Below are 26,231 nucleotides of genomic sequence, written 5' to 3'. Positions count from 1 at the left end.
ATCACAATGAAGCAGCAGCGCAGTCCTCAATCGCGGAGCAAGGCAGATGACTGGACCCTCAGGACAAGATGAAGTCTTTGCCTTCCTCGGCTCGCTTACTGAAGCTGCCGGCGCCCCCCTGCGGATCGACACGCACGCCAATGCCGTCTTTCTGGGTGGAACCCGGGCCTACAAGGTCAAGCGCGCGGTCAAGTTTCCCTTTCTGGACTATTCAACACTGGCGCTGAGAGAAGAGGCCTGCAAGCGGGAGATTTCCTACAACAGCCGCTATGCCCCGGATATCTATCTTGAGGCCATGCCCATAACCCGGGAGACCTCCGGAAGGCTGGCTCTGAACGGAACAGGCGCACCGGAGGAGTGGACGGTGGTCATGAACCGTTTTGATGACAGCCAGCAGCTTGACCTTTTGGCGTCCGCAGCTCCGCTAAGCCAGGACCTTTGCGATAAGTTGGCCCGGATGATGGTGGAGGCACACAAGAGCGCCCCCGTTCTCAGCGAAAAGGCATCCAGCTTCCTGGCTGAGCTTCAAAGCTACACAGAACAGAATGAAGCTGCCTGGGCTGAACATCCGGAGCTGTTTCCCCCAGCGCAGGCCAGCCGGCTCACGGCAATATCCCGAAACTGGCTGGAGCGGGCCGGAGATCTGATCCTCAAGCGTGGAGCCGCCGGACTGGTACGGCTTTGCCACGGAGATGCCCACGCCCGCAACATTGCCCTGATTGGCAAGAAGCCGGTTCTGTTTGATGCCATCGAGTTTTCAGATGCCATCGCGACAACAGATGTTCTTTATGATCTCGCCTTCCTGCTGATGGATCTATGTACCCGGAACCAGAAGGCGGCGGCCAACCGGATCTTCAACCGCTACCTCGATCAGGCGCGCAGTGCTGACCTGGACGGCCCTAACCTGCCTGAAGGTCTCGCTGCCCTGCCCTTTTATCTCTCCATGCGGGCGGCCATCCGGGCGAAGATTGCCGCAAGCGCGGCAGCGAACCAGCAAGATGACGCCTTGCGGGAAAGTCAGCAGGCAGATGCCCGGAGCTATTTCGCCCATGCTCTGGCATTTCTGGATCCGGACATGCCCGAGCTCCTCGGGATCGGCGGTCTTTCAGGAACCGGGAAGAGCCGCCTTGCCTATGGCCTTGCGCCAGAACTCGGCAGGGCGCCGGGAGCACGGATCCTGAGAACCGATGTGGAGCGCAAGGCCCGCTTCGGCCTTGAAGAGACCGAAAAGGCTCCAGCAGAGGCCTACACGCAAGAGGCTTCCGACGCGGTTTACAGCGCCCTGGATCACCGTGCCCGCACCCTTCTTGCCAGCGGTCATTCGGTCATCTTCGACGCGGTCCTCTCCAAGCCGGCAGAACGGGAAAAGCTGCAATCCATCGCCGCAGCCTGCGAAGCCAAATTCACCGGTCTGTGGCTGGAAGCCGGGGACCACATCCTGAAGGACAGGGTTTCCCAGCGCAAAGGCGATGCCTCTGACGCAACGCCTGAGGTCATCGACAAGCAAAAGACCTATGACATCGGCGATCTTGGCGGATGGATCCGCATCGACGCTTCGGGCACTCCGGAACAAACCAGGGCCCTTGCGGAGCAGGCTCTCTCCTCTCAGACGCCGAAGTGACGAAGAGCCGCCACTGCCAGCACCGCCGCGGCGACCGCCAGCGTATCCTTCTTGAAAAGGGCCATCATCGCGCCGGACATCACAATCCCGGCGCTCATGGCAAGCCCGCCCTGCAGGGCCATGGGCAGGATCGTGGAAATGATGATGGCGCCCGGCAGGGACTCAAGTGCCCGGCGCACACGCGGGGTCAGCGGCACGCGCCCCATGACCCAATAGCCGCCCGCACGCATGGCATAGGTGACCGCTGCCATGATCAGCACCGCAGTCACGAACATCGGATCCGCACTGAAAAGACCATCAGTCATCGAGATAGGCCCCTGCCAGCGCCCCGGCGAGGCCGCCGGTCAGAATACTCCAGTAGCCGCCGAACAGATACCACGTAGCCAGAGCAACAAGCCCGGCGACGCCCCAACTGACAGTCTGGCGGCGCCCTTTCCATAGCGGCATGATCAAGGCGATGAAGAAGGCCGGCATGACAACGTCCAGACCCCAGACCTTCGGGTCACTGACGAGACTGCCGAAGAAATATCCCGGCAGCATCGCAAGGGACCAGACGATCCATAAGAACACGCCGCTGCCGAGATAAAGACCCCAGTCCCGCTCGCCCTTGTCGTATTCCCGCAGGGCTAGAAGCCAGTTGAGGTCGGTCAGGAAAAACAGGGATGGATAGGTGAGCCCGGCGGGAACCTGTCCGAGCCAGGGGCGCAGGCTGGCGCCGATCAGAAGCATGCGCATGTTGACAGCGGTCGTGACACCGGCCATCGCGATCAAAATGCCCCAGGTCACCGGATCGGAATAAACCTCCATGGCGACGAACTGTGAGGCCCCGGCGAAAACAACCGAGTTGATCAGTGCTGTTTCCAGCAGCGTCAGCCCCTTTTGGGCGGCCACGGTGCCGAAAACCATGCCGAACACAATCACTCCCGGCAGCCCCGGCAGACAAAGGGAAGCCCCGCGCAGGCAGCCAGCCATGGTCAAGGTGACGGGTTGGGAACGTTGCATGTCCGACTTTCAGCAGGTCGCAACCCCTCGAGCGAAAGGGCTGGCAGGACCAGCCGCTCGAAGACAGCGCTATAGAATAGTCAGCAACATTGACCCAAAGGGCGACCCGCAACCAATCAAAACTGCTGATGAGTTCATTCGCCCGTCTGATAGGACAGGCAGGCGAAGGTCAGGTTCACATCAGAACCTTGTAGATCATCCGCGCGCCGGTGAAAGCCAGGAAGACGGCAAAGACCAGGCGGAGCTTCTCCGGAGGAATGGTATGGGCAAGCTTTGCTCCCAGCGGGGCCGAGTAGACACTTGCCGGAATGATCAGGAAGAAGCCGACCAGGTTCACATAGCCTAGAGAGAACGGCGGCAGATCTGGATTGCCGTAACCGTACCAGATCGACATCAGGGTACCGGGAATCGCGATGATGAGACCGATGGCCGCCGCCGTGCCGACGGCCTTGCGGATCGGAAAGGAGAACAGCGTCAGGATCGGCACGCCCAGCGTGCCGCCGCCAATGCCCATCATCACCGACACACCACCGATGATAAAGCCCAGAGCCTCACGTAAAGGCGAACCGGGCAGCTGATCGGCAATGCCGGACCCTTCCTTGCGCAGAACCATGTTGGCCGCGACCAGCAGCGCCACGACGCCGAAGATCAGCGTCAGCATGCCGCCGCTAAGGTTCCCTGCCAAAGCAGACCCTCCGATCACACCCACGGCAATCGGCACAAGCCAGCGCTTGAGCAGATCCATGTCGATGCTGCCACGCTTGTAATGCGCCCGGGCTGAAGAGGCTCCGGTGGCAATGATGGTCGCCAGCGATGTGCCAACGGCCAGATGCATCAGCACACTGTCCTGAATGCCGACGAGCGGAAAAATGTAATAGAGCACGGGCACGATGACGATGCCGCCGCCTACGCCGAGAAGGCCCGCTGTAACCCCCGCGATCACGCCGGTCGCAAGCAATGCGACAGCCAGAAGGACGAAGGATGCGATGCTGATGTCTTCCATATCTTTACCCCGGTTACCCGCCTTTTGCCTGGAAGGCTCTCTGTCGCAGACGCGCAACAGGATTTCTCTAATTTCCGCAGCATGCGCCTCGAAAATTTACAGGTGCAGATTGGAGAGACTACCTTACGTCTGCAAAGGCTTCCCCAGAGGTCTAATTGCATACAATTTTAAAGGCAAGGAACATATATGTCGACAATCTGGAAGACGGTCTTTTGACCGCGTATCGTCTCGCAGTCTACACATTCGGCCAGTTCGTTGACCGGGCGGACTCTCCCGCGCTGAAAGACTTCTTCGATATCGAACCCAGCGTGCTTGCGGAACTGGAAGCTGCGGAAGGGTTCATTGCCAGATCAGGCTATGACAGCGACGAAGGGCCCGGCAGTTGGGGAGCACAGGTGTTTCCAAAGTTCTGGCGGGATAATGGCGACGGCTGGGCTCCCTCGACCCTGTCGCTCTGGACAAGCCCGGAAGCTCTGGCAGCCGTGACCTATCACGGGCGGCATGGCGCGGCATATAAGCGTGGACGCGAATGGAACCTCCCGGCCGTCGAATGGCCGGGCTATGCACTGTGGTGGGTGGAAGCAGATCACCGCCCGGATTGGCGGGAAGCCGTCGAGCGGCACGAGCATCTGGGCGACCACGGCCCCTCACCGAAGGCTTTCACCTTCAAGCAGCTCTATCGGCCAGACGGCACGCCGTCCAAATTGGACAGCGCCAAGGTCAAGGAACTGGCCCAACGCAAGCTAGTGTCCACCGGTGAAGTTCCGGGTTCGTGAGAAATTCAATCTTGTGTGGGGAGATGGTACAGACGAGTGGATTCGAACCACCGACCTTCGGAGCCACAATCCGACGCTCTAACCAACTGAGCTACGTCTGCGTATCTTTCGATCCGGAACAACCTTCCGGGTCAACGTGGCGCGAACCATAATCGTGACCGCCGCCGCTTGCAAGAGGGCTTTTAGCGCTCTTTCCAACTGTCCACAAGCGCGAAAATCAATCGCACTTTCCACGCCTAAACCCTCCGGCGTTTCCAACGCAGTTTCCACTACTACATTGGGCGTCGGAGTGGCATGTCGCCCCCTTAGGCATGCTTGTGCAGTACCAACGCCCAGCAAAAAGAGCACGGTTTCCCGATGGGCAGCAAACGAGTGAAGCTCCAGCTTCTCCTGTCAGGCGAGCGCAGGTGCCGTTCCTGCAGTCGGCGTTTACTTGACACCCCCTGCCGGTCAGCGTACCCGCGTTGGCAACAGCGACGTTAGGTGTGTCATACTCCGTGCAGGGCTCTGCCGGAAAACACCCCAAACTTCGTTTGCGCGGCGGAGTACAGCTCAAAGGGCAAGATGCATTCTTTGCATCACAATTATATGTGACCGGTTTGACTTCGCCCGACCAATCGCCCGATAAGTTGCGGGTCCGCATCCAATATTTTCTGTACAATGGACATCTATAAGAAGGATCTGTTTTGTTTGGCGCCAAAGACGCGTTCACTTCAGGCCCGAAGCTCGGTATCTGGCCGTAGAGCTTGTTCAAAGCGTCTCCAGATAGAACCCATATTGTATTCTTCACTTCAGCCTCTGAGATATTTTTCAGAAGAGCCGAAATCTCAGACTCGTCAATATTTCTGGGACTTTTTACTTTGTATTTGTATAGCCTTACCACCGGCGCAGAACCACACCTTCTCTTCAGCCCCTGCGGGTTAATCAATCCATCACGGATTTTTTCCGCCGTCTGCTTAAAGCGCGGAGAGTACTCTGCACTCGTCGCCTCAAGATAAAAGACATCAATCTCCTTAACACAATGGGCCAACTTAACCATCGCGTTACGGACAGCGGTTTCTGCTGCGTGCGTTATCGGATAGTTGGAGAACTCAAGCCCATTCCCGACAGGCTTCACCGTTCGCGTCTTCTCGACAGCACCGTGACGGATGAGAATTGTGAATGTCCCTCCAAAATTCCCATCGGCCTTGGCTGCCGCGCACACGAACACCAGCCCCAAGCATATTAATAAAAATTTGCACCAGATCCGAGCAAACATTCCGACCTCCCAAAGTAATAATCACCCCGCGCGAAACAAATGGAACTTCAGAACCAGCCGCGCAGTAAAAACCGTAAGAAAATATTAACATCTACAACTCTAAGTCATTATCACAAAAATACAAACTAAAAAGCAAGAAGGCGAGCCGGTGGGACCGGCTCGCCTTCTAAATTCTTCACTGGAATAAGGGCTTAGGCAGCCTTCAGGTCCTTGAAGGAACGTTCCATTGCTTCCTTAACCGGCGCGGAAACTTCCGTGCTCAGCTTGGTCGCGAATTCCTGCATGTCCTTTGCCTGGGTCGACAGAGCGTCGAACTGCTGGCGGGCAAAGGTGGACTGCAGTTCAATGGCTTCAGCCAGGGACTTCACGGTCATCATGTCCTTGATGAAGGAGAAGGTGGCGTCGGTGTTCGCCTTGGCAGCGTCAACGGCCTTGTGGTTGAACTCGACGGCGCCCTGACGGGAGGTTTCGAAAGTGTCTTCGATCAGGTCGGTCGCGTCTTCAGCAGCGGTCTTCACCTTTGCATAGGCGTCACGAGCCTGCTCGATGCTCTTTTCCGCGACTTCGCGGAAAGCAGCCGGGACTTCCATCTTCGGCATCGCAAATGCTTCGAAGTCCGGGAAACCAGCGGCGCCGGTCTTGGCTTTGGTCGTACGGGCCTTCGGGGCCGGCTTTGCAGTGGTCGTTGCGTCAGTCATGATCTTTGCTCCTAAACTGGTTCGGATGCGATCATCATGTTCCAACTGGTCCGCCATCAATGTGTCTGGGCAGGCCATTTCGTCATCCGCACTGTCTATATAAGGCAATACGTGCTGCATTGCAATATTATTTTGCACTGCACAATAAAATTCACGCAAGGGAAGACCTGAGACCCAGCACCTTTTGCCAGAGACGATTGGCAATTATGCTTGGGAAACGGAAGCGCCCGGATGCGTTCTAAAGCTGGAAATAAAACAGCTCAGACACAACGGATATGTTGCAAATTGAGGTGCGGCGGATTTCCAGCCCGCCGCAAACCTGTGTCACGAAAGAACCGGCCTCAGCTCTTGACGGACTTTGCTGCATCCTGAGCAGCCTTGCTTGCTGTGTTCCCCAGATCCCGGGCTTGCTCACCCAAGGCTTCCATCTGGCGACGCATGTAGTCCTGCTGCAGCTTCATCATTTCTTCCACGTCCTTGGCCCGGACCACCTGCTGGGCGAACTTGAAAGCTGCGTCGACATGCTCCTCGGCAAAGTTCAGGGCCTTCTTGTTCACTCCGGACGTGCCGGTCTGAACCACGGATGCCGTGTCTTCGACATTGGCAACCGCTTTCTGGGTCATGTTCATGAAGTCATCGAATGCCTTGCGGGCCTGATCCACGCTTTTCTCCGCGAAATCGCGCATTTGATCAGGAATTTCAAAACCATTCTTGTCGGCTGCCATGGATTCTGCTCCTCCAAGCTCGCGCCAAGGTTTGACCCCGGCGTCTTCGCACCGCGGCCATGCCAAAATTTCGTATCACGAACTTGCGGATGACAGCAAATCCAACTGGCACAATTAACCACGCCTTCATGCCGGAGGCCTAGGAAAGGCTCTTTGAATGGACGCTCAATGGGATTGGCGGTATTAACATTGGGTTTACCATGACGGCCAACCGGACACCCCGGCGCCCAACCGGTACGCCAGTCCGGCACCTGATCTCATGCCGCAAGACCCTGTGGAGTTGAAACTTGGACAACCAGTTGCAAACCTTCATGGAACTCAGTGCTCTTCCGGTTCTGGCGGAGCTCGCGGGGGACCGGCGTGCAGCCTGGGTCTGGTCCGCTGACGGGTCTCGCATTCTCTGGACCAACGCCGCGGGCGCAGCCTTTTTTTCCGTTCGCGAGGTGGCCAGCCTGGCGCGGCTGGATGGCTTGGCCCGCTCCCCTGCCCGTCCGCACATCGCGCGCATCGCGACCTCCGGCTCTACCGACAAGCCCAGCATCGACCGTCTGCGCTTTTACCGGGGTCTCCGTGTGCTTCTGCTCACCTGCCAGTGCCAGCGGCTTCAGCTGGACAACGGGCATGATGCCGCGCTGGTTATCTGCACGGACAAAGGCCTTGCCTTGACCGAAGCCGCGCTTCCGGCCTTTGCCGCCCTTCTGGCTGGGCATGGCCGGACAGCCGTTCTTCAGGACGCGGCCGGAGCCGTTACTGAGCGGCGCGGGGATCTGGCGGGAACACCCGAATTTCTGGACCTTCCGGACGGCCAGCGCATCCTATCCGGACCGCTTGAGGTGGATGGCACCCTTCACGAAAGCACGGTCGTCCTGATCGGAGATGCTTCCCGTCTCGTTCTTCTGACCGATGACGCACTGCAATTGGACGAGCCCGAGACCGGTACGGACGTTGAAGATCCAAGCGCTCTGGAAACCAGACCCCAGATCCTGACAGTAGACGAGGTTGGAACCGCCGCGCTTGCGGAGCTTGCTCCTGAAGAGGCGATTGCCCCTCTCTCTGCCTCATTGAGCAAAGAAGACACCGGGAGAAAATGGGCGCGGGCGGAAGATCTGGACGAAGCAGATGTAGATTCCGCTCCCGGCCCCTCTGCAGAGGCCGTCTCTGATCCAACGTCTGAGACTGAGGCTATTGAGGAAGACGCGGCCCAGGCGTTAGCCCCTCAGAAAGAGCAGACGGGCTTTGAAACAAATGACGCCGATGACCAGCCGCAGCAGGAACAGCCGGAAGAGGCTGCGGACGGTTTCCGGTTCGTTGCCCGCAGGCGGCCGGTCCGCTTTGCCTGGAAGATGGACATCGATCAGCGCTTCACCTTTATATCTGACGAATTCATCGACACGCTCGGCCCCGATGCCTCGGATATCGTCGGCAAGACCTGGGCAGAAGTTTCCAAGACATTCGACCTGGATGTAACCGGATCGATCGCCCGGTCACTCGACCGCCGGGACACCTGGAGCGGCAAGACCGTCGACTGGCCGGTAACCGGCAGAACCCTGCGCGTTCCCGTCGACATGGCCGCCCTGCCCGCCTTCGACCGGGAGCGGCAATTTGAAGGCTATCGCGGCTTTGGCGTGTGCCGCACCGCTGATGCGGTCGAAGACCCGCTCGCACCGCTGCCCCCTCTGATCGCTGAGGCGGCTAAAAGCAGCAACCTGCACGTGGATGAGACGGCTGCCGCCCTTCAACCGGAAGCTCTTGCGGAGACAGATGCCCCCACTGCTGAGGTAGCCGCGGCAGCTGCCCTGCCCTTGCTTAAGACCCCGGAGACCCCGTTTGAGGAAGCCCCGGCAGAAACCGGGAGCGCCAACCTCGTTGAACCGGCAGCGACCCCGGAAGCGGACGTTCCAACCGTGAGCGAAGGAACCGCTGACAGAGACACCGTGCCGGGAGAGGTGGACGAGGATCTGCATGCCGTTTCAGCACCCGCTCCTGAGGCAACAGCCGAGCCAGAGACAGTTGTCGAGCCCCAAGAGCCGGAAAAGCAAACGGGAACATCCGCATTTCAGGAGCCCCTTCCCACTATCGAGGACGTTGCCGAGCTGCTGATCGAAACCATGCCGGAGCCGGAGGTTTCTGAGGCTGTTGCAGATGATGTCGAAGAGACTGCGCCTCCTGCCGAAGCTGAAGGCACCTTTGAGCCAGAGGTGCACTCTTCCGAGTTGACGACTGCGTTACCGGAAGAAGAGGAGTTGGAAGACCAGCCCGAGCCTATTGAAACCGTCGCCGAAGAACCGGAACAGGCTGTCGAGCTGACAGAAGCCGAGCAGGACGCTGCTTTTGAAACCGGTGAGGACGAAAGTGCGCAGGACGAGCAGGCAGCGGAGACGGCCGAACCTGAAGCGGAAGCAATTGTTGAGGCTGAGCCGGAACCCAAGCCTTTCGTGCAGCCTGACCTGACACCCCAGCCCAAACAGCCGCTTGCGGGCGGCACGTTGATTGGTGCCAGCGCAGCGGCCCTTTTGAACGGCCTGTCTCTGAAGAGCTCCCGGCCAGCCACGCCTGCCGAACCGGGCCGCGAACAGGACCTCTTCCCGCGCGACGAGGCTGCGCCATCCGCCGGAATGCAGCCTAAGGACCCGGCGCAACCCGCCAACGCCACTCCGGAAAAGGCGGCCACCAGCGCTCCCCCTGTTCCGGAGAGGGACCAGGAACCTGCTGGTATCAGCGGCTCTGCCCCCCTCCATCCTGCAGAGATCGAAACAGCTGTCCGCACGCTGGCCAAGAACTATGGCCGCAAACCGCAGGAAAGCCTGCCGCTAACGCCTCCTGCCCAGCCCGTGGAGAAGGTTTCTGCCGAACAGGACCCGTCTCCGGCAGACGCAAGGGATGCAGGCACGGAGACCGATCAGGCAATGCCGTCCCTGGCAAAAGCAGAGACTCAAACCGGCAACGACAACCTTCGCCATGACAATGATGCGCGGAAGGCGGACGCACCGGAAGAGAACTCTGAAACGTTGAAGGACGGCCCAGACGAGCCGGAAGCAACGCCTTTGCAGGCTGACGCTCAGCCGGATTCAGCCACCGAAACACCTGATGCCGAAGACGGCACATCCAAGGTCATCCATCTGATTGGACGGCGCCCGCAGGTGGTGCCTGTCGACACGTCCCGCCTGTCCCGCCCGGAACGCGCCGCCTTCCGCAAGATTGCCGAAGCCCTTGGGGCCCGTCTCGAAGGCGACATGGAGGAAGGCCGGAATGACGATGAGGAGCAGGATCTGGCGCTGGAACAGGAACTCGCCCGCTTCAATGCGCCGCCTCAGGCCGGCCCGATTGATCCGCGGCTGCTGGACCGGCTGCCGATCGGCATCGCCATTGCCCGTGACCGGGACGTTCTCTATGCCAATGACACCCTGCTCGCGATGCTTGGCTACAAATCGCTTGGAGCGCTTGCGGATGCTGGCGGGCTAGAAGCCGTGTTTGTCGAAGATGACGACAGCTTCCCGGACGCGGAGGGCATGGAAGGCACCGTTGACGACACGCTGAAGGTCCGGCTTGCCGGTGGCGGTCTGAGAGCCGTTGACGCGCGCATGCATTCCGTTCCGTGGAACGGCGGCAGCGGCCTCATGATCTCCATCACTGAGCGTCCTGTTCCAGCTGCTCCAGCGGCGGCTCCGGTAGATGCCACTGCTCTGAAGAAGGCGCAGGATCAGGTTGCGGAACTGGACACGATCCTGGAAACGGCAACCGATGGGGTCCTTGTGCTGGACCGCCACGGTACGATCACCAAGGTCAATAGATCAGCAGAAGCGCTGTTTTCCGCCAACCGGGTGGATATGGAGGGGGCGCCCCTGACCGAGTTCCTCGCCCCTGAAAGCCACCGCTCCGCGGCTGACTATCTCGACGGATTGATGCGCAACGGAGTTGCCAGCATTTTGAACGATGGCCGCGAAGTGCTTGGACGAGTTTCTTCCGGCGGACTGATCCCGCTGTTCATGACCGTCGGCCGGATCTCCGGCAATGGCGGAGATCCGAAGTTCTGCGCGGTGTTGCGTGACATCACCCAGTGGAAGACCGCCGAAGAAGAGCTGACCCATGCAAAGCGGCAGGCGGAGAACGCCAGCTCGCAGAAGTCCGACTTCCTGGCAAAGATCAGCCATGAAATCCGCACGCCTTTGAATGCGATCATCGGTTTTTCCGAAGTCATGATCGAGGAGCGGTTCGGCACCATCGGCAACGACCGCTACAAGGAATATCTGAAGGATATCCGCACCTCAGGCTCGCATATCATGAGCCTGGTCAATGACCTGCTCGACCTGTCGAAGATCGAAGCCGGCAAGATGGACCTGCGCTTTTCCGCCGTCTCTCCCAATGAGGTGATGAGCGAATGCGTGGCCCTGATGCAGCCGCAAGCGAACCGGGAGCGGGTGATCATCCGCGCCAGCCTGCCGGACAGTGTGCCGAGCATCGTGGTCGATCAGCGCTCCCTGCGCCAGATCATGCTCAATCTCCTGTCCAACGCGATCAAGTTCAACAAGTCCGGCGGTCAGGTGATCATTTCCAGCGCGCTGGAAGACACGGGCGAAGTGATCCTGCGCGTGCGCGACACGGGAACCGGCATGAGCCCGCAAGACCTGTCCGCAGCTCTTGAACCCTTCCGCCAGGTGCATACTGCCCGTTACGGCGGCGGCACCGGACTGGGCCTGCCCCTGACCAAGGCGCTAGTTGAGGCGAACCGGGCGTCCTTCCGGATCGACTCGACACCGGATCAAGGCACCCTCGTCGAAATCCGTTTCCCATCCCAGCGGGTGCTGGCGGAGTAAGTCAGTCGAAAGAGGTCACAAAAAACCCGGAAGATCGCTCTTCCGGGTTTTCTGTTTTGGGATGAAGCCTCAGACTTTGCCCTGGCGCTTCAGCTCGGCGTAGGTGTCGTCCAGCGTCTTGCGGGCCGTGGCGACGAGCAGATCGGCTTCCTCATGGGAAAGCACCAGAGGCGGAGAGATAATCATGCTGTCGCGCACCGCGCGCATGATCAGGCCGTTCTGAAACGAGATGTCCCGGCAGATGGTGCCGACGGTTCCGGTATCCGCAAAGGCCTTCTTCCGGTTGCCTTTCTCAGGCACCAGTTCCAGCGCCCCCACCAGCCCCACCATGCGGGCCTCACCGACGAGCGGATGCTCGCCCAGCACCGTCCAGCGGCTCTGGAGATAGGGGCCGATGTCATCCCTTACCCGCTCGACCAGCTTCTCCCGCTGGATGATTTCCAGGTTGGCGAGGGCTGCCGCCGCACAGGCAGGGTGACCGGAATAGGTGTAGCCGTGATAGAATTCTCCGCCCTTGTCGATCAGGCCTTCCACCACACGGTCGGAAACCAGCACACCGCCCATTGGCAGGTAGCCGGAGGTCAGACCCTTGGCGATCGGCATCAGGTCGGGCTTCAGGCCGTAATAGTCTGACCCGAACCAGCTGCCCAGCCGGCCGAACCCGCAGATCACTTCATCGGCGACGAACAGAATGTTGCGCTCCGACAGGATCCGTTTGATCTCCGGCCAATAGGTCTCCGGCGGAATGATGACGCCGCCAGCCCCCTGGACCGGCTCGGCGATGAAAGCGGCAACCTTGTCTTCGCCGATCTCATCGATCTTGCGTTCAAGCTGGCGGGCGATATGGATGCCAAACTCATCCGGGCTCATGTCCCCGCCCTCACCGAACCAGTAGGGCTGGTCGATGTGGTCAACACCCGGCACCGGCAGATCGCCCTGTTCATGCATGGCCTTCATGCCGCCGAGGCTGGTCCCGGCCAGGGTGGAGCCGTGATAGCCGTTCCAGCGGCCGATGATGACCTTCTTGTCCGGCTTGCCCATCTGGTCCCAATAGTGGCGCACCATACGGAACACCGTATCGTTTGCCTCCGAGCCGGATGAGCAGAAGAACACCCGCTTCATGTGATCCGGCGCGATCTCGGCAATCTTCTCTGCCAATGCGATCACCGGCGGATGCGACGTCTTGAAAAAGGTGTTGTAGTAGGACAGCTCCAGCATCTGCTTGTGCACCGCATCGGCGATCTCCGAGCGGCCATGCCCGACTTGCACGCACCAGAGCCCGGCCATGCCATCGAGAATGCGGTGGCCTTCCGAATCCGTAAGCCAGACCCCCTCCGCCTTTGTGATAATGCGTGTCCCTTCCGCATTCAGCTCCTTCGTATCCGTGAAGGGATGAATGTGGTGGGCAGCATCCACAGCCTGCAAGGCAGCGGTGGGATAGATATTGGATACGGCGGTCATTTTGGAAAACACTCTCCGATGGCATGGAAAGACGCCGGTGTCCGGCGTCAGACGTTAAGCAGCAGATACTCCCGTTCCCAGGGGCTGATCACGGACATGAAGGTCTCGAACTCTTCCTGCTTGATGGCCCGATAGGTCTGGACGAACTTGTTTCCGAAGACTTCGCGGATGTCTTCGTTTTCCTCGAACAAGGCAACGGCCTCCTGCAAGCCGCGCGGCAGCGACTTCTGCATTTCACTGCAGTCGCCTGTCTGGGGCTCATCCGGCTGAAGCCCCTTGATCATGCCGAGATAGCCGCAGGCAAGAGAGGCTGCGAGGGCGAGATAAGGGTTTGCATCCGAGCCCGGAACCCGGTTCTCGAGCCGCCGTGCCTGCGGGCTTGAATAAGGAACGCGCAGACCGACCGTGCGGTTGTCGTAGCCCCAGTAGACATTTACCGGAGCAGCGGAACTGGGGGCAAACCGGCGGTAGGAGTTCACGAAAGGCGCCATGATGCAGGTCACATATGGCAGGAACTGCTGGTGGCCCGCGATGAAAGACAGGAATGCCGGGGTTTCTTCCCCATCCTTGCCGGAAAAGATGTTGGCGCCCGTTTCCTTGTCCACCACCGACTGGTGAATGTGCATGGCTGAGCCCGGCTGGTTCGACATGGGCTTCGACATGAAGGTCGCATACATATCGTGACGCAGAGCGGCCTCACGGATCGTGCGCTTGAACAGGAACACCTGATCCGCCAGGGCAAGCGGGTTGCCGTGGCGCAGGTTGATTTCCATCTGCGCCGCGCCCTCTTCGTGGATCATCGTGTCGATTTCCAAACCCTGCTTTTCGGACAGGTCATAGATATCGTCGATCAGATCATCGAACTCGTTGAGCGCGGAGATGGAATAGGACTGGCGTCCGACTTCCGGACGGCCCGAGCGGCCCGTCGGCGGCTCGAGAGGATAGTCCGGGTCCGTGTTGGGTTTGACCAGGTAAAACTCGATTTCGGGCGCGACAACAGGTTCCCAACCCTTTGCCTCGTACAGGCCCAGAATGCGCTTCAGCACATTGCGCGGCGCCGTTTCCACCGGATCACCCTCCCGGGTGTAAGCGTCGTGGATCAGCTGCGCGGTAGGGTCCGTTTCCCAAGGAACTGAGGTCAAGGTGTTATAATCCGGACGGAAATACAGATCGCCATCGATCGGATTGTGCTGGAACCGGTCGTCATCTTCGGGATAGTCGCCGGATATGGTCTGGGCGAAGATCGACGCGGGCATGGTCATGACAGGACCGGAAAAGAATTTGCCCGTTGGCATCATCTTGCCGCGCGCAACGCCCGCAATGTCAGGGACAATGCATTCGATGTCCTGAATGTTGCGCTCGTTCAGCCAGATACGGGCTTCATCAACGTCGGCAACGCCGCGAAGTCCTTCGCTGTAATTGGTGTCGGTCTCGGATGTGTCGTTGCTCACAGGTGGGCTCCGGTGGTTGGTGCAAGGTCCGTTGATCCCGGACCGGCAGCATCATAATCGAGGTTTCCAGCAGCCACATACCGAACTTTGACCACACGGCACCAATGCCCCGATTTCTCAGCCCTGCACCTTGCCCCTAATTTGTGATCACATTTTCGCCAAGTCAACCACCCTTTGTTAAAAGGCGTCCTGCTTATCCTCTTCGGGAGGGAAACTGGACCGGCCAAGCAGCCACATCCCTTCGCGGATATCCGAGGCCATTGACTCTCGTAGGCTCTCTACATTTCCCGCACGGATCGCCTTGATTGCTTCTTTGTGCCAATCGACCAGATGAGCTGTGCCCACACGTCCGTAGACGGTTCGCATGAAGGGAGCGAATTGCAGCCAGAGGCTTTCCACGAGCGGCAGCAGGATAGTTGACCGGGATGCCTCGTAGATCCGGAAATGAAACGCATAATTCAGCATCATGTAGCCCTCGGCATCCCCGGTCCCCAGGCTGGCATCAATCTCAAGATCAATTTTTTCAAGGGCCTTGGTGTCGATCTCGGCCTTGTTTTCAAGAGCCATCGCCGCAAGCTCAGGTTCGAGAAGAAGTCTCGCCTTGAGAACCTCATCGAAACGGGCTGCCGTCATTTTCGGCACCTGAACACGCCCATTGGACAGAACCACAAGCGCATGCTCGGCCGCGAGCCTTTGAATGACCTCACGGACAGGCATGGGACTGACGCCGAGCTCCTGGGCCAGCCCCCTCAGCGTCACCGCCTTGCCTGGAATGAACCGACCCGCCAGCAGCGCCGAGCGGACGGCCTGATCGACATGCTCCCGCATCCCGCCACGCTGTGACAGAAGGGAGGGCGGGGACACCAGCGAAGCGATACCGGCAGGTTTTCCATGCTCCACGCGCGTTCCATCCTATAAATTACAGCAGGTTCCACGCCTGCTGACCGGGCTGTCAAACTGCCGCCTCTTCCAGCAAATCAAGGAGCTCTTGCCCACATCTGCGTCTTGACACAGTTTTTGGAACGTGATCACATTTTGTCAAGAACTTCCTAGTCAGACCGTCAGACCGGTTTGCTTCCATTGAAAACATGGTGAAATATGGTGGAACTGCCTTACATGACCCTTGAGCATCCTGCCGAGCCAGGATGGAAGAAGGACGTCGAGGCGTTCCTCGCGGAGCACCCGGATCTGGATACGGTTGAGGTCGTGCTGCCTGACACGAATGGTGTTCTGCGCGGCAAATGGCTTCCAGGGTCTGCCGCGCCCAAAGTCTTCAGCCAGGGCGTCGCCCTGCCCTTCTCGCTCTTCGGACTTGATGTCTGGGGCCGGGAAGTCGAAAGCACCGGGATGCACATCGAGACCGGTGACAAGGACGGCGTGTGCTGGCCGATTCCGGAAACCCTGAAGCTGGTTCCCTGGACAGACCGGAAAACCGCTCAGGTGCTTCTTTCGATGTATGACAGGGAGGGCGATCCTTTCCTTGCCGACCCGCGCCATGTACTCAAACGCATGGTCGATAAGCTGGCCGAGCATGGGTTGACCGCCACCTGCGCCTTCGAGCTCGAATTCTACTTGCTGGAAGAATCCGATGGCGATTGGGGCGGTCAACCCAAGCCGTTGTTCTCAACGCATCTGGGACCGGCCCGGCAGAACATGTACGCTTTGTCGGATCTGGAAGCGCTTCAGCCCGTTGTTGATGATTTGCGCCGGGCATCTGACCTGCAAGGTATTCCAGCGGATGCCGCCGTTTCGGAAGCCGCTCCCGGCCAGTTCGAACTGAACCTGCACCATCGGCGTGATCCACTGCTGGCAGCGGACGACGCTGTGCTGCTGCGCCGTCTTGTGCAGGGCGTTGCGCGCAAGCATCAGCTCAAGGCTTCGTTCATGGCCAAGCCCTTCGTCGAGTGGCCTGGCAACGGCATGCATGTACATGTGTCGATGGAAGACAAAAACGGCAACATCTTTGCTGATCCGGACAGCGGATCAGAACGCATCGGTCATGCCATCGCGGGCCTGCTGGACACAATGCCGGAAGCCCTTCTGCTTTTCACTTCCACCTTCAACGGCTTCCGCCGGATGCAACCGGGGTCCTACGCCCCGACTTCCATTTGCTGGGGATATGACAACCGCTCGGTCGCCCTGCGGATTCCAGCCAGCTCGCCGGAAGCCGCCCGGATCGAGCACCGCATCGCCGGTGCGGATGCCAATCCTTATTTTGTTCTGGTCGGGGTTCTGGCCGGCATGCTGGAAGGGCTGCTTGCCAAGAAGGCGCCGCCGCCGCCTGTGCTTGGCAATGCCTATGAGGCCCGTCACAAGAAGCTGACACCCTGGATGGACGAAGCTATCGATGCCTTTGCCGCATCCGAACGGATGAAAGAGGCTGTTGGCAGCGAGATGCATAAGGTCCTCACCGAGATCAAGCGAGAGGAACTGAACGAGTTCGGCCGGGAAATTTCAAGCCTGGAGCGGCAGACCTACCTTTGAGGCAGAAAATGCCGCCGCTTGACGGAACATGTTGGGAAGCCATGTTTTCCGACTGGCGGGAAAACCAAACCAGCACCATTGTCGGATGCTGGAAGAACACTGTAAAAATGTCCCATGGAAGACTGACTGGTCCTTCCTTCTGGAGTGGAGTTAAAAGATGATCAAGCGCATTTTGAGTGGGGTTGCCGTGCTTGGCCTGATGGCCGGTTCGGCATTGGCGCAGGACCGCGTCGTCAACGTCTACAACTGGTCCGATTACATCGACGATTCGATCCTGACCGACTTTACCAAGGAGACGGGCATCAAGGTCGTCTATGACGTGTTCGATAGCAACGAAGTGCTGGAAACCAAGCTGCTGGCCGGCGGCACCGGCTATGACGTCGTTGTCCCGACCGGAACATTTCTCGGCCGCCAGATCCAGGCTGGCGTGTTCCAGAAGCTGGACAAGTCGAAGCTAACCAATCTCCCGAACATGTGGAAGGATATCGAAGCCCGCCTTCAGAAGTATGACCCGGGTAACGAATACGCCATCAACTATATGTGGGGTACCACCGGGATCGGCTACAACGTCGAGAAGGTGAAGGCGGCAATTGCCGATGCCCCGCTCAACAGCTGGGATCTCGTGTTCAAGCCGGAAAATGCGGCCAAGCTTGCCGACTGCGGCATCTTCATGCTCGACACTCCGGAAGAAATGGTGCCTGCCGCCCTGAACTACCTTGGCCTCGACCCGGATTCCAACAGCGCAGAAGACATCGAGAAGGCAGGCGCACTGCTCAAGACCATCCGCCCCTATGTCCGCAAGTTCCATTCGTCTGAGTACATCAATGCTCTGGCGAATGGCGACATCTGCCTGGCGGTGGGCTGGTCCGGCGACATCCTGCAGGCCCGCGACCGGGCTGCGGAAGCCAACAATGGCGTGACCGTGGAGTACACGATCCCGAAGGAAGGCGCCCTGATGTGGTTCGACAACATGGCCATCCCGGCGGATGCGCCGCATGTCGCAGAAGCGCATGAGTTCCTGAACTACATCATGCGCCCGGAAGTGGCCGCAAAGGCCTCCAACTACATCTTCTACGCCAACGGCAATAAGGCCAGCCAGGAGTTCATCGACAAGGAAGTCCTTGACGATCCGGCAATCTACCCGGACGAGGAAACTGTCAAGAAGCTCTACACGGTGAGCACAAAGCCCGCCAAGGTCTCCCGGGTTCAAAACCGGGTCTGGACTGAAGTCAAGAGCGGCAACTAACCGGTACCGGGCGGGCCCCTCAAGGACCCGCCCTTTCTGGTTACGGGGACAAATGGGGACAGGACCTTGGCGAAAAAACCAATCGGCCCGGTAAGGCGCGCTTTTTCACCCTGGGATGATCCGGCAGCCAAGCCGTTCATCGAATTTCGCAATGTGACCAAGCGGTTCGGGGATTTCACCGCAGTCGACAATCTCAGCCTGAAGATCTACGAGCGGGAATTCTTCGCCCTTCTTGGCGGTTCCGGCTGCGGCAAGACCACGATGATGCGCATGCTGGCCGGCTTCGAAACGCCAACCGAGGGCCAGATTTTCCTGGACGGGCAGGATCTTGCTGGGGTTCCTCCCTACAAACGCCCGACCAACATGATGTTCCAGTCCTATGCGCTGTTTCCGCATATGAGTGTGGAAGCCAATATCGCCTTCGGCCTGAAACAGGACGGCATGGCCAAGACGCAAATCGCCGAGCGCGTCGCTGAAATGCTCAGGCTGACGAAGCTGGAGCCTTTCGCAAAGCGTAAGCCCCATCAGCTGTCTGGCGGCCAGCGTCAGCGCGTTGCCCTGGCCCGCTCGCTTGCCAAACGCCCGAAGGTCTTGCTGCTCGACGAGCCGCTTGGCGCGCTGGACCGCAAGTTGCGCGAAGAAACCCAGTTCGAGCTGATGACCCTTCAGGAAGAACTGAAAATGACCTTCCTCATCGTGACCCACGATCAGGAAGAAGCCATGACGGTGGCAGACCGTATCGCGGTCATGGATGCGGGCAAGATCATTCAGATGGCACCCCCTGCGGAAATCTACGAGACGCCGAATTCGAAGTTCGTTGCCGACTTTATCGGCGACGTGAATCTGATTGAGGCAAAGGTGGAAGAGAAGTCCGCGCACGGGACTTTCCTGCAAGCCGTGACTGGAGACTTCCGGATCGACACCATCCAGGAAACGACGGCGGCAGTCGGCGATACCGTGTGGTACGCGATGCGGCCGGAGAAGATCCGGATCGCACATGGCGAGGCGCCGGGAACCAATGCCGTTAACAGGGTCGGGGCCGAGGTCTGGGATATAGCCTATCTTGGCGACATCTCGATTTTCCATTCCCGGGTTGGTGAAAAAGACACGCTCCGGGCAACCGTCGCGAATATCACCCGGCTGGTTGAACGCCCCATCGCCTGGGACGACATGGTCGTTCTGAGCTGGGAGCGGGACGCAGGCGTCATCCTTACGGCATAAGCGCAAAGGCAGCGGGGCAGAACATGAGCACCGGGACACAAGACAAACCGCGCAGGTCAGCCGGAGGCTGGCTTCTGATCGCCCTGCCCTTTCTGTGGCTGACGGTCTTCTTCCTTGCGCCGTTCTTCATGGTCTTCAAGATTTCCTTCTCGGAAGTGGCCGTCGCCATTCCTCCCTATCTGCCAACCTTCGACCTTTCGGAAGGCTTCGCCGGGATAAGGGAGGCGTTTTCAACCTTCTCCTTCGACAATTATAAATGGCTGGCGCAAGATGACCTCTACTGGAAGTCATACCTTTCCAGCGTCGAAATCGCCGCGATTTCCACATTGATCACGCTGCTGGTGGGCTATCCGGTCGCCTACGGCATGGCACGGGCACCAAAGGCCTGGCGGCCGACCCTGCTCATGCTGATCATCCTGCCCTTCTGGACCAGCTTTCTGATCCGCGTCTACGCCTGGATCGGCATCCTGAAGAATGAAGGTCTTCTGAACCAGTTCCTTCTCTGGACCGGCATCATCGACCAGCCTCTGATCATCCTGAACACCAATCTCGCGGTCTATATCGGCATCGTCTATTCCTATCTGCCGTTCCTGGTGCTTCCGCTTTATGCGAGCCTGGAAAAGCTGGACGTCAGCCTGCTCGAAGCTGCATCCGATCTCGGCTGTCCGCCCTGGAAAGCCTTCTGGAATATCACCCTGCCGCTCTCCATTCCGGGCGTCATCGCAGGATCGTTCCTCGTCTTCATTCCGGCAGTTGGTGAGTTCGTCATTCCCGACCTTTTGGGCGGATCGAACACACTGATGATCGGCAAGACCCTTTGGGTGGAGTTCTTTGCCAACCGCGACTGGCCGGTCTCGTCTGCGGTCGCTGTCATCCTGCTGATGATCCTTGTGATCCCGATTGTCCTGTTCCAGAACCAGCAACAGAAAGCCGCGGAGAAACAAGCATGAGGTCCGGTCCATCCTGGTTCAATGTCACCTCTTTGGTGCTCGGCTTTTCGTTCCTCTATCTGCCGATCCTGCTTCTGGTGGTGTTTTCCTTCAATGAATCCCGGCTTGTGACGGTCTGGGGCGGCTTCTCCACGAAGTGGTATGTGGAGCTGATGAAAAACCAGCAGCTCATCGACGCTGCCATCATCACGCTGAAGGTTGCCTTCCTGTCCGCCTCCATCGCCACGGTGCTGGGCACGATGGCAGCGCTCGTCCTGGTCCGTTCGGGCCGGTTCTGGGGACGTTCGCTCTTCTCCGGTATGATCTTCGCGCCGCTTGTCATGCCGGAAGTCATCCTGGGCCTTTCCCTGCTGCTGCTGTTCGTTGCCATGGATCAATCTCGAGGCTTCTGGACCATCATCCTGGCCCATACGACGTTCACCATGTGCTATGTGGCTGTAGTGGTGCAGTCCCGTCTAGTTGGCTTTGACAAGAGCATTGAGGAAGCGGCGGAAGATCTCGGTTGCCCGCCTGCGCGCACCTTCTTCCTGATCACGCTGCCGATCATCCTGCCGGGGGTCATCGCCGGGTGGATGCTCGCCTTCACCTTGTCGCTGGACGATCTTGTCATCGCCAGCTTCACCACCGGTCCCGGCGCGACGACACTGCCCATGAAGATCTACTCTCAGGTGCGTCTGGGTGTGACACCGGAAATCAATGCCGTCTGCACGATTCTGGTCGTTCTGGTGACGATGGGCGTGATTGCCGCGTCCATTTTGACAAAACGTCAGCAAGTGCAACGTGAGCGGGACGAACGTGCCGCCTTTGGCGCTGCTGGTTAACCGGAAGCGGTATTTCTGCAAGAAACCACGTCAGAAATAACGAGAACGCTGGAGCAGTTTAAGCGAAAATTAGGTGGAGACGTGCCTAAGTAACCTGCATCTTTGGATTGTACCGCAACCAGATCCAGGACCTCTATGGCCATTTCGCAGCTTCAGGAAGCCCATCAAGATCAGACCGGGGCTCCCCTTCGTCAAACCGCTGGCGCATCAGGCTTTGAGTGCCGTGTCCACCCTTTCCCGGACAAAGCCCAGCTCGAAGTTCTCTGGAGCTCTCTTTCCGGGGGGGCGTCCGCTACGCCGTTTCAGACGATAGGTTTCCTGGACGCTTTTCAGCGGCGCATGCTGACATCAGGCGGCGAGCGTTTAGAAGTTCATGAGTTCTGCCGTGCTGGAACCGGTGAAACGGTCATGCTTCTTCCAATTCATATCCAGCGGCGTGGCCCGCTCAAAGTTGCGTCTTTCCCGGACCTCGGCCTTGCCGATCAGGGCGGGCCGGTGATTGCCCGGGCAACCGATCTCACGGACACCGAGATGGACGCGCTATGGCACAGCTTCAAGGGCAGCCTGACAAACGTCGACCTTATCACCTTCAAGAACATCGTTCCGGTTCTGGGCCCTCAGCTCAACCCGCTTTACCGGCTGGACTGCGCAGAAGATGATCAGACCATGCTGATGCTCGTCATGGCGGAAGACGGCGAGCAAGAGGTCTGGCGGCGGCGCCCTGTTTTCAAGGAAGTCCGCCAGAAGGGCAAAAAGCTCACCGCGGAAGGGGTAACTTTCACTGAGGCCCGAACCGCGGACGAACGCGCTGAAGTCCTTGCCTTCATCAGGGAACAAAGGCGCCTGCGCTTTCAAGCCATGGGCAGGACGAACTCCCTGGAATTCCCAGGACGCATCGGCTTCTACCAGGACATTGCCGACCTTGAGTACGAAAACCGGAATGCCGTGTTTCTGTCCCTGAGAACCGAGACCGAAATCGTTGCAGCGATCATGGCTTTTGTCACACCGGACATGATCAACGGGGTTCTCATCGGCATGGGCGGCGAAAAGTGGCATAGAATGTCGCCCGGTGTCGTCCTCTTCGCCCAAGCGATAGAATGGGCGAAGGAAAATGGTCTGAAGCAGTTCAGTTTTGGCACTGGAATGCAGGGATACAAACAACGGTTCGGACCGCAGGAAGTGCCTTTGAAGCGCATCTATCTGCCCCTTACACAAATTGGCAGCAGCCTCCTGAAGCTCCGCCAGCTCCGGCAAGCCATCTGGAATCTGTGGCGGACGATACCTGAGGACTGAGAGACGTCCGTTCACCTCCCTACGCTCTTGACGCAGCGCACAAACCGCGCTCAAGTGCCTGCCATCAGGGAGACTTCTGGGAGTAAAACATGAACAAGATTTATCCGGACGCCGCCGCTGCGCTGGACGGACTGGTTTTCGACGGAATGACCATAATGGCTGGCGGGTTCGGCCTGTGCGGTATTCCGGAGAACCTGATCAAGGCCCTGCGCGACACAGGCACCGGCAACATCACCGCTATTTCCAACAACGCAGGCGTTGATGATTTCGGACTAGGCCTCCTGCTGCAGACCCGCCAGATCAAGAAGATGGTCTCTTCCTATGTGGGCGAAAATGCCACTTTCGAACGCCAGTACCTCAACGGCGAACTCGAGCTGGAATTCAACCCTCAGGGCACGCTCGCAGAGCGTATCCGGGCAGGCGGTGCAGGCATTCCGGGCTTCTACACCAAGACCGGCGTTGGCACGCTGATCGCGGAAGGCAAGGAGCACAAGGATTTCAATGGCGAGACCTACATCATGGAAACCGGTCTTGTGGCCGATGTGTCCCTGGTGAAAGCCTGGAAGGCCGATAAAGAAGGCAACCTGATCTACCGGAAGACTGCGCGCAACTTCAATCCGATGATGGCCACAGCGGGCAAGACGACCCTGGTTGAAGTGGAAGAGATCGTTGAAACCGGTGAGCTGGATCCCGACCACATCCACACGCCCGGCATCTTCGTGGACCGCATCATTTTGGGCACCTTCGAGAAGCGCATTGAAAAGCGCACCACCCGCGCGGCCTGAGAACGGAGACAGACACATGGCTTGGACTCGTGACGAAATGGCCCAGCGGGCCGCTCAGGAACTCGAAGACGGTTTCTACGTGAACCTCGGCATCGGCATCCCGACGCTGGTTTCCAACTACATTCCGGAAGGTGTCGACGTGGCACTTCAGTCGGAAAACGGTATGCTCGGCATGGGACCGTTCCCAACTGAAAACGAAATCGACGCCGATCTCATCAACGCCGGCAAGCAGACCATCACAGAACTGCCTCGCACCAGCTACTTCTCCTCTGCCGACAGCTTCGGCATGATCCGCGGCGGCCACATTGACCTGTCGATCCTGGGCGCGATGGAAGTGTCCGAAAACGGCGATCTTGCCAACTGGATGATCCCGGGCAAGATGGTCAAGGGCATGGGCGGCGCCATGGATCTGGTGGCTGGCGTCAAGCGTGTGGTCGTTCTGATGGACCACACCTCCAAGGCGGGCGACTCGAAGCTCCTTAAGGAATGCTCCCTGCCGCTCACCGGCGTCAAATGCGTTGACCGCATCATCACCAATCTGGGTGTTTTCGATGTGGCCGAAGGCGGCCTGAAGCTGGTGGAACTGGCACCGGGCGTGACCGAAGAGGAGGTCAAGGCCTCCACGGAAGCAACGCTGGTCTAACCGCCTTTTCAATATTTACACGACGGCCTCCCAACGGGAGGCCGTTTTCGTTTGAAGATCGACTGGTTCAGACCAAAGCCTTGCGGCCGCGTGTGCTGGTAACATTGCGGAAGGAACTGGCACTTGTTCGGGCGAGATAGATGACTGGCAGCAGGCCGACGATCAGAATTGTCAGCGCAGGCAGAGCCGCATCCTCAAAGGCCTCGCGGGACGCCGCCTCGAAAACGGTTGTGGCGAGCGTATTGAAATTGAAGGGCCGGAGCAGGATCGTTGCCGGTAGTTCCTTCATGCAGTCTACAAACGTCAGCAGCAGCGCAGAAAGAAGAACAGGCCTCAGCAAAGGCAAATGGATCTGCCCAAGGGTCTGGGAGGCGTTGCGGCCAAGGGTCCGGGCCGCCATGTCGAGATGAGGGGAAATCTTGCCAAATCCGCCTTCCACCTGTCCGTAGGCCACAGCCAGAAAGCGGACCATATAGGCATAGACGAGCCCGACACCCGAGCCGACCAGCAGTAACCCGGTACTGATGCCGAACCAGGCCTTCATCTGCGCATCCACCAGATTGTCGAGCGCCGCGAGCGGCACAAGTATGCCGACGGCGAGAACGGTGCCGGGAATGGCATAACCGACGGCCGCAAAGCGTACGCCCATCACCAGAGGCTTGGTCTTCCGGATCCGCAAGGCATAGGCCAGCGCGATACTGATCACTACGGTAAGGATGCTGGCGACCGTCGCCAGAGAGAGGCTATGCCAGACTGAGAGAAGAAACGGTTCCTGCAGGATATCGCCAAGGCGGCGGCTTGCCCTGTCGGCCAGAAGCAAGGCCGGAATTCCAAAGCCCAGGAAGATAGGTACCAGGCAAATCACGAGCGCCCCGCCGGCTTGCCAGCCGGTCAAGTCGAACCGGGCAGGCTGGCGCTGCTTGGCATGTCCCGCGTCGAAACGCTGCTTCCGCCGTCCGAACCGCTCCAGCCAAAGCAGTGCGAACACCATGATCAGCATGGCGATCGCAAGCTGGGCGGCGCCCGTCAGACTCGACCGGTTAAGCCAAGTCTCATAGACCGAGAAAGTAAGGGTCTTCACACCAAAAAACGTCACCGCACCGATGTCATTCAGGCATTCCATCAAGGCCAGTGACACGCCGACAACGACCGCGGGCCTAGCCAGCGGCAGCGCAACGCGGAAGAACACGCGATAGGGCGAAGCTCCCAGCGTCCGCGATACGTCCAGAATGGAGGCCGACTGGATCAGGAAGCTCGCCCGTGTCGTCAGGTAGACGTAAGGATAGAGGACCACGCTCATCACAAAGATTGCGCCGCCAAGGGACCGGATCTCAGGAAACCAGTAATCCCGCGATGTGTGAAAGCCGAAGATCTGGCGGATCGTGCTTTGCACTGGCCCTGTGTAGTCCATCACCTCCACATAAGCGAAGGCGATGATGTAGGTCGGTACGGCAAGCGGAACCAGCAACAGCCAGTCGAGCATCCGCTGCCCCGGAAACCGGCACATGGTGGTGAGCCAGGCTGTGCCGATGCCAAGCACCGCCGTTACCACCCCCACACCGATCATCAGTATGACTGTCGTGGACACTGCTCTTGGCAGGACGGTACTGATCAGGTGGCCCCAAACTTCACCAGCACCGCCAAAAGAGATCCAGCCGATGGACACCAATGGAAAGACCACCAGAAACGCCACGGCCAGAGCTGCAATCTGCCAGAAGCGTTCAGCAGATGTCATGTGGCGCAGGCGTGACAAGGTTGTGAGATCTCCGGGCGAGAGAAATTATGGAGTTATCCGGTCTAGTTAAAGGGTGTCCGGCAAAAATGCAAAAGGCGCCGCACATGTGCGGCGCCTCAGACTGCTGACAAACCCGTAGCATTTGCTTGTGGTTTTTGATTCAGTGTCTTTATGTTGAAGAAGCCCGGCCCCGCCCAGACAGCGCTCGAGATTGTGACGCTCGATCAGCTTGTTCCCAAAGATC

20 protein-coding genes and 1 tRNA gene are annotated in these 26,231 nt (G+C 58.9%); 11 read left to right on the top strand and 10 right to left on the bottom strand.

Annotated elements, in window-relative coordinates:
• The first annotated feature begins 46 nt into the window (after positions 1 to 46).
• Entirely contained in the window at positions 47 to 1,621 is a 1,575-nt protein-coding gene (locus IG616_RS15275) for a bifunctional aminoglycoside phosphotransferase/ATP-binding protein (RefSeq protein WP_192149032.1), read from the top strand.
• On the opposite strand, the gene IG616_RS15270 is transcribed toward IG616_RS15275, so the two are convergent.
• From IG616_RS15270 to IG616_RS15260, 3 genes are all read right to left on the bottom strand, one after another.
• Complete coding sequence (locus tag IG616_RS15270; RefSeq protein ID WP_192149031.1) at positions 1,606 to 1,926, bottom strand: AzlD family protein; 321 nt, start codon at positions 1,924 to 1,926, stop codon at positions 1,606 to 1,608. The two genes, IG616_RS15275 and IG616_RS15270, sit on opposite strands and share 16 nt — an antisense overlap.
• Positions 1,919 to 2,623: an AzlC family ABC transporter permease gene (locus IG616_RS15265; RefSeq protein WP_192149030.1), complete on the bottom strand. Its 705-nt coding sequence runs from the start codon at positions 2,621 to 2,623 to the stop codon at positions 1,919 to 1,921. The genes IG616_RS15270 and IG616_RS15265 overlap by 8 nt, the downstream gene beginning before the upstream one ends.
• Before the next feature lie 175 nt (positions 2,624 to 2,798).
• Positions 2,799 to 3,626 (bottom strand): sulfite exporter TauE/SafE family protein, encoded by an 828-nt coding sequence (locus tag IG616_RS15260; protein ID WP_192149029.1) that lies wholly within the window; start codon positions 3,624 to 3,626, stop codon positions 2,799 to 2,801.
• A gap of 212 nt (positions 3,627 to 3,838) precedes the next feature.
• Here IG616_RS15260 and IG616_RS15255 point away from each other — a divergent pair, with 212 nt between their 5' ends.
• Positions 3,839 to 4,402, top strand: coding sequence for a DUF3291 domain-containing protein (locus IG616_RS15255; protein ID WP_192149028.1), 564 nt, complete (start codon positions 3,839 to 3,841; stop codon positions 4,400 to 4,402).
• Positions 4,403 to 4,426: 24 nt separating this feature from the next.
• Here IG616_RS15255 and IG616_RS15250 read toward each other — a convergent pair.
• The 3 genes from IG616_RS15250 to IG616_RS15240 all read right to left on the bottom strand — a co-directional run bounded on the left by IG616_RS15250 (position 4,427) and on the right by IG616_RS15240 (position 7,083).
• Positions 4,427 to 4,503, bottom strand: a tRNA-His gene (locus IG616_RS15250).
• 1,348 nt (positions 4,504 to 5,851) lie between these two features.
• The gene (locus IG616_RS15245; protein WP_192149027.1) at positions 5,852 to 6,358 is read right to left on the bottom strand and encodes a phasin; all 507 of its coding nucleotides are present in this window, start codon (positions 6,356 to 6,358) and stop codon (positions 5,852 to 5,854) included.
• A gap of 341 nt (positions 6,359 to 6,699) precedes the next feature.
• Positions 6,700 to 7,083 (bottom strand): phasin, encoded by a 384-nt coding sequence (locus IG616_RS15240; RefSeq protein ID WP_192149026.1) that lies wholly within the window; start codon positions 7,081 to 7,083, stop codon positions 6,700 to 6,702.
• A 311-nt stretch (positions 7,084 to 7,394) separates the two neighbouring features.
• Here IG616_RS15240 and IG616_RS15235 point away from each other — a divergent pair, with 311 nt between their 5' ends.
• Positions 7,395 to 11,897, top strand: a complete 4,503-nt coding sequence (locus tag IG616_RS15235) for an ATP-binding protein (protein WP_192149025.1) — start codon at positions 7,395 to 7,397, stop codon at positions 11,895 to 11,897.
• Positions 11,898 to 11,966: 69 nt separating this feature from the next.
• On the opposite strand, the gene IG616_RS15230 is transcribed toward IG616_RS15235, so the two are convergent.
• The 3 genes from IG616_RS15230 to IG616_RS15220 all read right to left on the bottom strand — a co-directional run bounded on the left by IG616_RS15230 (position 11,967) and on the right by IG616_RS15220 (position 15,709).
• Positions 11,967 to 13,358: an aspartate aminotransferase family protein gene (locus IG616_RS15230; protein WP_192149024.1), complete on the bottom strand. Its 1,392-nt coding sequence runs from the start codon at positions 13,356 to 13,358 to the stop codon at positions 11,967 to 11,969.
• Between the two features lie 47 nt (positions 13,359 to 13,405).
• Positions 13,406 to 14,809, bottom strand: a complete 1,404-nt coding sequence (locus tag IG616_RS15225) for a type I glutamate--ammonia ligase (RefSeq protein WP_192149023.1) — start codon at positions 14,807 to 14,809, stop codon at positions 13,406 to 13,408.
• A gap of 177 nt (positions 14,810 to 14,986) precedes the next feature.
• Positions 14,987 to 15,709: a GntR family transcriptional regulator gene (locus IG616_RS15220; protein WP_209007575.1), complete on the bottom strand. Its 723-nt coding sequence runs from the start codon at positions 15,707 to 15,709 to the stop codon at positions 14,987 to 14,989.
• Positions 15,710 to 15,925: 216 nt separating this feature from the next.
• Here IG616_RS15220 and IG616_RS15215 point away from each other — a divergent pair, with 216 nt between their 5' ends.
• From IG616_RS15215 to IG616_RS15180, 8 genes are all read left to right on the top strand, one after another.
• Positions 15,926 to 17,293, top strand: coding sequence for a glutamine synthetase family protein (locus IG616_RS15215; RefSeq protein WP_209007573.1), 1,368 nt, complete (start codon positions 15,926 to 15,928; stop codon positions 17,291 to 17,293).
• 157 nt (positions 17,294 to 17,450) lie between these two features.
• Positions 17,451 to 18,539, top strand: coding sequence for a polyamine ABC transporter substrate-binding protein (locus IG616_RS15210; RefSeq protein ID WP_192149021.1), 1,089 nt, complete (start codon positions 17,451 to 17,453; stop codon positions 18,537 to 18,539).
• A gap of 66 nt (positions 18,540 to 18,605) precedes the next feature.
• Positions 18,606 to 19,760, top strand: a complete 1,155-nt coding sequence (locus tag IG616_RS15205) for an ABC transporter ATP-binding protein (RefSeq protein WP_192149020.1) — start codon at positions 18,606 to 18,608, stop codon at positions 19,758 to 19,760.
• Positions 19,761 to 19,783: 23 nt separating this feature from the next.
• Positions 19,784 to 20,710 carry an ABC transporter permease subunit gene (locus tag IG616_RS15200; protein ID WP_192149019.1) on the top strand — a complete coding sequence of 309 codons (927 nt, stop codon included), beginning with the start codon at positions 19,784 to 19,786 and terminating at the stop codon, positions 20,708 to 20,710.
• Positions 20,707 to 21,531: an ABC transporter permease gene (locus IG616_RS15195; protein ID WP_192149018.1), complete on the top strand. Its 825-nt coding sequence runs from the start codon at positions 20,707 to 20,709 to the stop codon at positions 21,529 to 21,531. Before IG616_RS15200 ends, IG616_RS15195 begins: the two co-directional genes overlap by 4 nt.
• A gap of 408 nt (positions 21,532 to 21,939) precedes the next feature.
• Positions 21,940 to 22,824 (top strand): GNAT family N-acetyltransferase, encoded by an 885-nt coding sequence (locus tag IG616_RS15190; RefSeq protein ID WP_192149017.1) that lies wholly within the window; start codon positions 21,940 to 21,942, stop codon positions 22,822 to 22,824.
• An 89-nt stretch (positions 22,825 to 22,913) separates the two neighbouring features.
• On the top strand, positions 22,914 to 23,609 hold the full coding sequence (locus tag IG616_RS15185) for a CoA transferase subunit A (RefSeq protein ID WP_192149016.1): 696 nt from the start codon (positions 22,914 to 22,916) through the stop codon (positions 23,607 to 23,609).
• Positions 23,610 to 23,625: 16 nt separating this feature from the next.
• Complete coding sequence (locus IG616_RS15180; RefSeq protein WP_192149015.1) at positions 23,626 to 24,252, top strand: CoA transferase subunit B; 627 nt, start codon at positions 23,626 to 23,628, stop codon at positions 24,250 to 24,252.
• Between the two features lie 67 nt (positions 24,253 to 24,319).
• Here the strand turns inward: IG616_RS15180 and IG616_RS15175 are convergent, their stop codons facing one another.
• Positions 24,320 to 26,005 (bottom strand): ABC transporter permease, encoded by a 1,686-nt coding sequence (locus IG616_RS15175; protein ID WP_343072380.1) that lies wholly within the window; start codon positions 26,003 to 26,005, stop codon positions 24,320 to 24,322.
• Between the last annotated feature and the right edge of the window lie 226 nt (positions 26,006 to 26,231).

Source organism: Roseibium litorale, assembly GCF_014842915.1.
Lineage (GTDB): Bacteria > Pseudomonadota > Alphaproteobacteria > Rhizobiales > Stappiaceae > Roseibium > Roseibium litorale.
Note: the sequence above shows the minus strand (reverse complement) of the source record. Positions and strands in the feature narration are given on the sequence as shown.

What these genes read in the sequence shown, in the direction of transcription:
- IG616_RS15190 (WP_192149017.1), top strand. Translation starts at nt 21,940, where the DNA reads ATGCTTCTTCCAATTCATATCCAGCGGCGTGGCCCGCTCAAAGTTGCG.
- IG616_RS15195 (WP_192149018.1), top strand. Translation starts at nt 20,707, where the DNA reads ATGAGGTCCGGTCCATCCTGGTTCAATGTCACCTCTTTGGTGCTCGGC.
- IG616_RS15185 (WP_192149016.1), top strand. Translation starts at nt 22,914, where the DNA reads ATGAACAAGATTTATCCGGACGCCGCCGCTGCGCTGGACGGACTGGTT.
- IG616_RS15275 (WP_192149032.1), top strand. Translation starts at nt 47, where the DNA reads ATGACTGGACCCTCAGGACAAGATGAAGTCTTTGCCTTCCTCGGCTCG.
- IG616_RS15240 (WP_192149026.1), bottom strand. Translation starts at nt 7,083, where the DNA reads ATGGCAGCCGACAAGAATGGTTTTGAAATTCCTGATCAAATGCGCGAT.
- IG616_RS15260 (WP_192149029.1), bottom strand. Translation starts at nt 3,626, where the DNA reads ATGGAAGACATCAGCATCGCATCCTTCGTCCTTCTGGCTGTCGCATTG.
- IG616_RS15215 (WP_209007573.1), top strand. Translation starts at nt 15,926, where the DNA reads ATGACCCTTGAGCATCCTGCCGAGCCAGGATGGAAGAAGGACGTCGAG.
- IG616_RS15230 (WP_192149024.1), bottom strand. Translation starts at nt 13,358, where the DNA reads ATGACCGCCGTATCCAATATCTATCCCACCGCTGCCTTGCAGGCTGTG.
- IG616_RS15235 (WP_192149025.1), top strand. Translation starts at nt 7,395, where the DNA reads ATGGAACTCAGTGCTCTTCCGGTTCTGGCGGAGCTCGCGGGGGACCGG.
- IG616_RS15245 (WP_192149027.1), bottom strand. Translation starts at nt 6,358, where the DNA reads ATGACTGACGCAACGACCACTGCAAAGCCGGCCCCGAAGGCCCGTACG.
- IG616_RS15210 (WP_192149021.1), top strand. Translation starts at nt 17,451, where the DNA reads ATGATCAAGCGCATTTTGAGTGGGGTTGCCGTGCTTGGCCTGATGGCC.
- IG616_RS15270 (WP_192149031.1), bottom strand. Translation starts at nt 1,926, where the DNA reads ATGACTGATGGTCTTTTCAGTGCGGATCCGATGTTCGTGACTGCGGTG.
- IG616_RS15200 (WP_192149019.1), top strand. Translation starts at nt 19,784, where the DNA reads ATGAGCACCGGGACACAAGACAAACCGCGCAGGTCAGCCGGAGGCTGG.
- IG616_RS15180 (WP_192149015.1), top strand. Translation starts at nt 23,626, where the DNA reads ATGGCTTGGACTCGTGACGAAATGGCCCAGCGGGCCGCTCAGGAACTC.
- IG616_RS15265 (WP_192149030.1), bottom strand. Translation starts at nt 2,623, where the DNA reads ATGCAACGTTCCCAACCCGTCACCTTGACCATGGCTGGCTGCCTGCGC.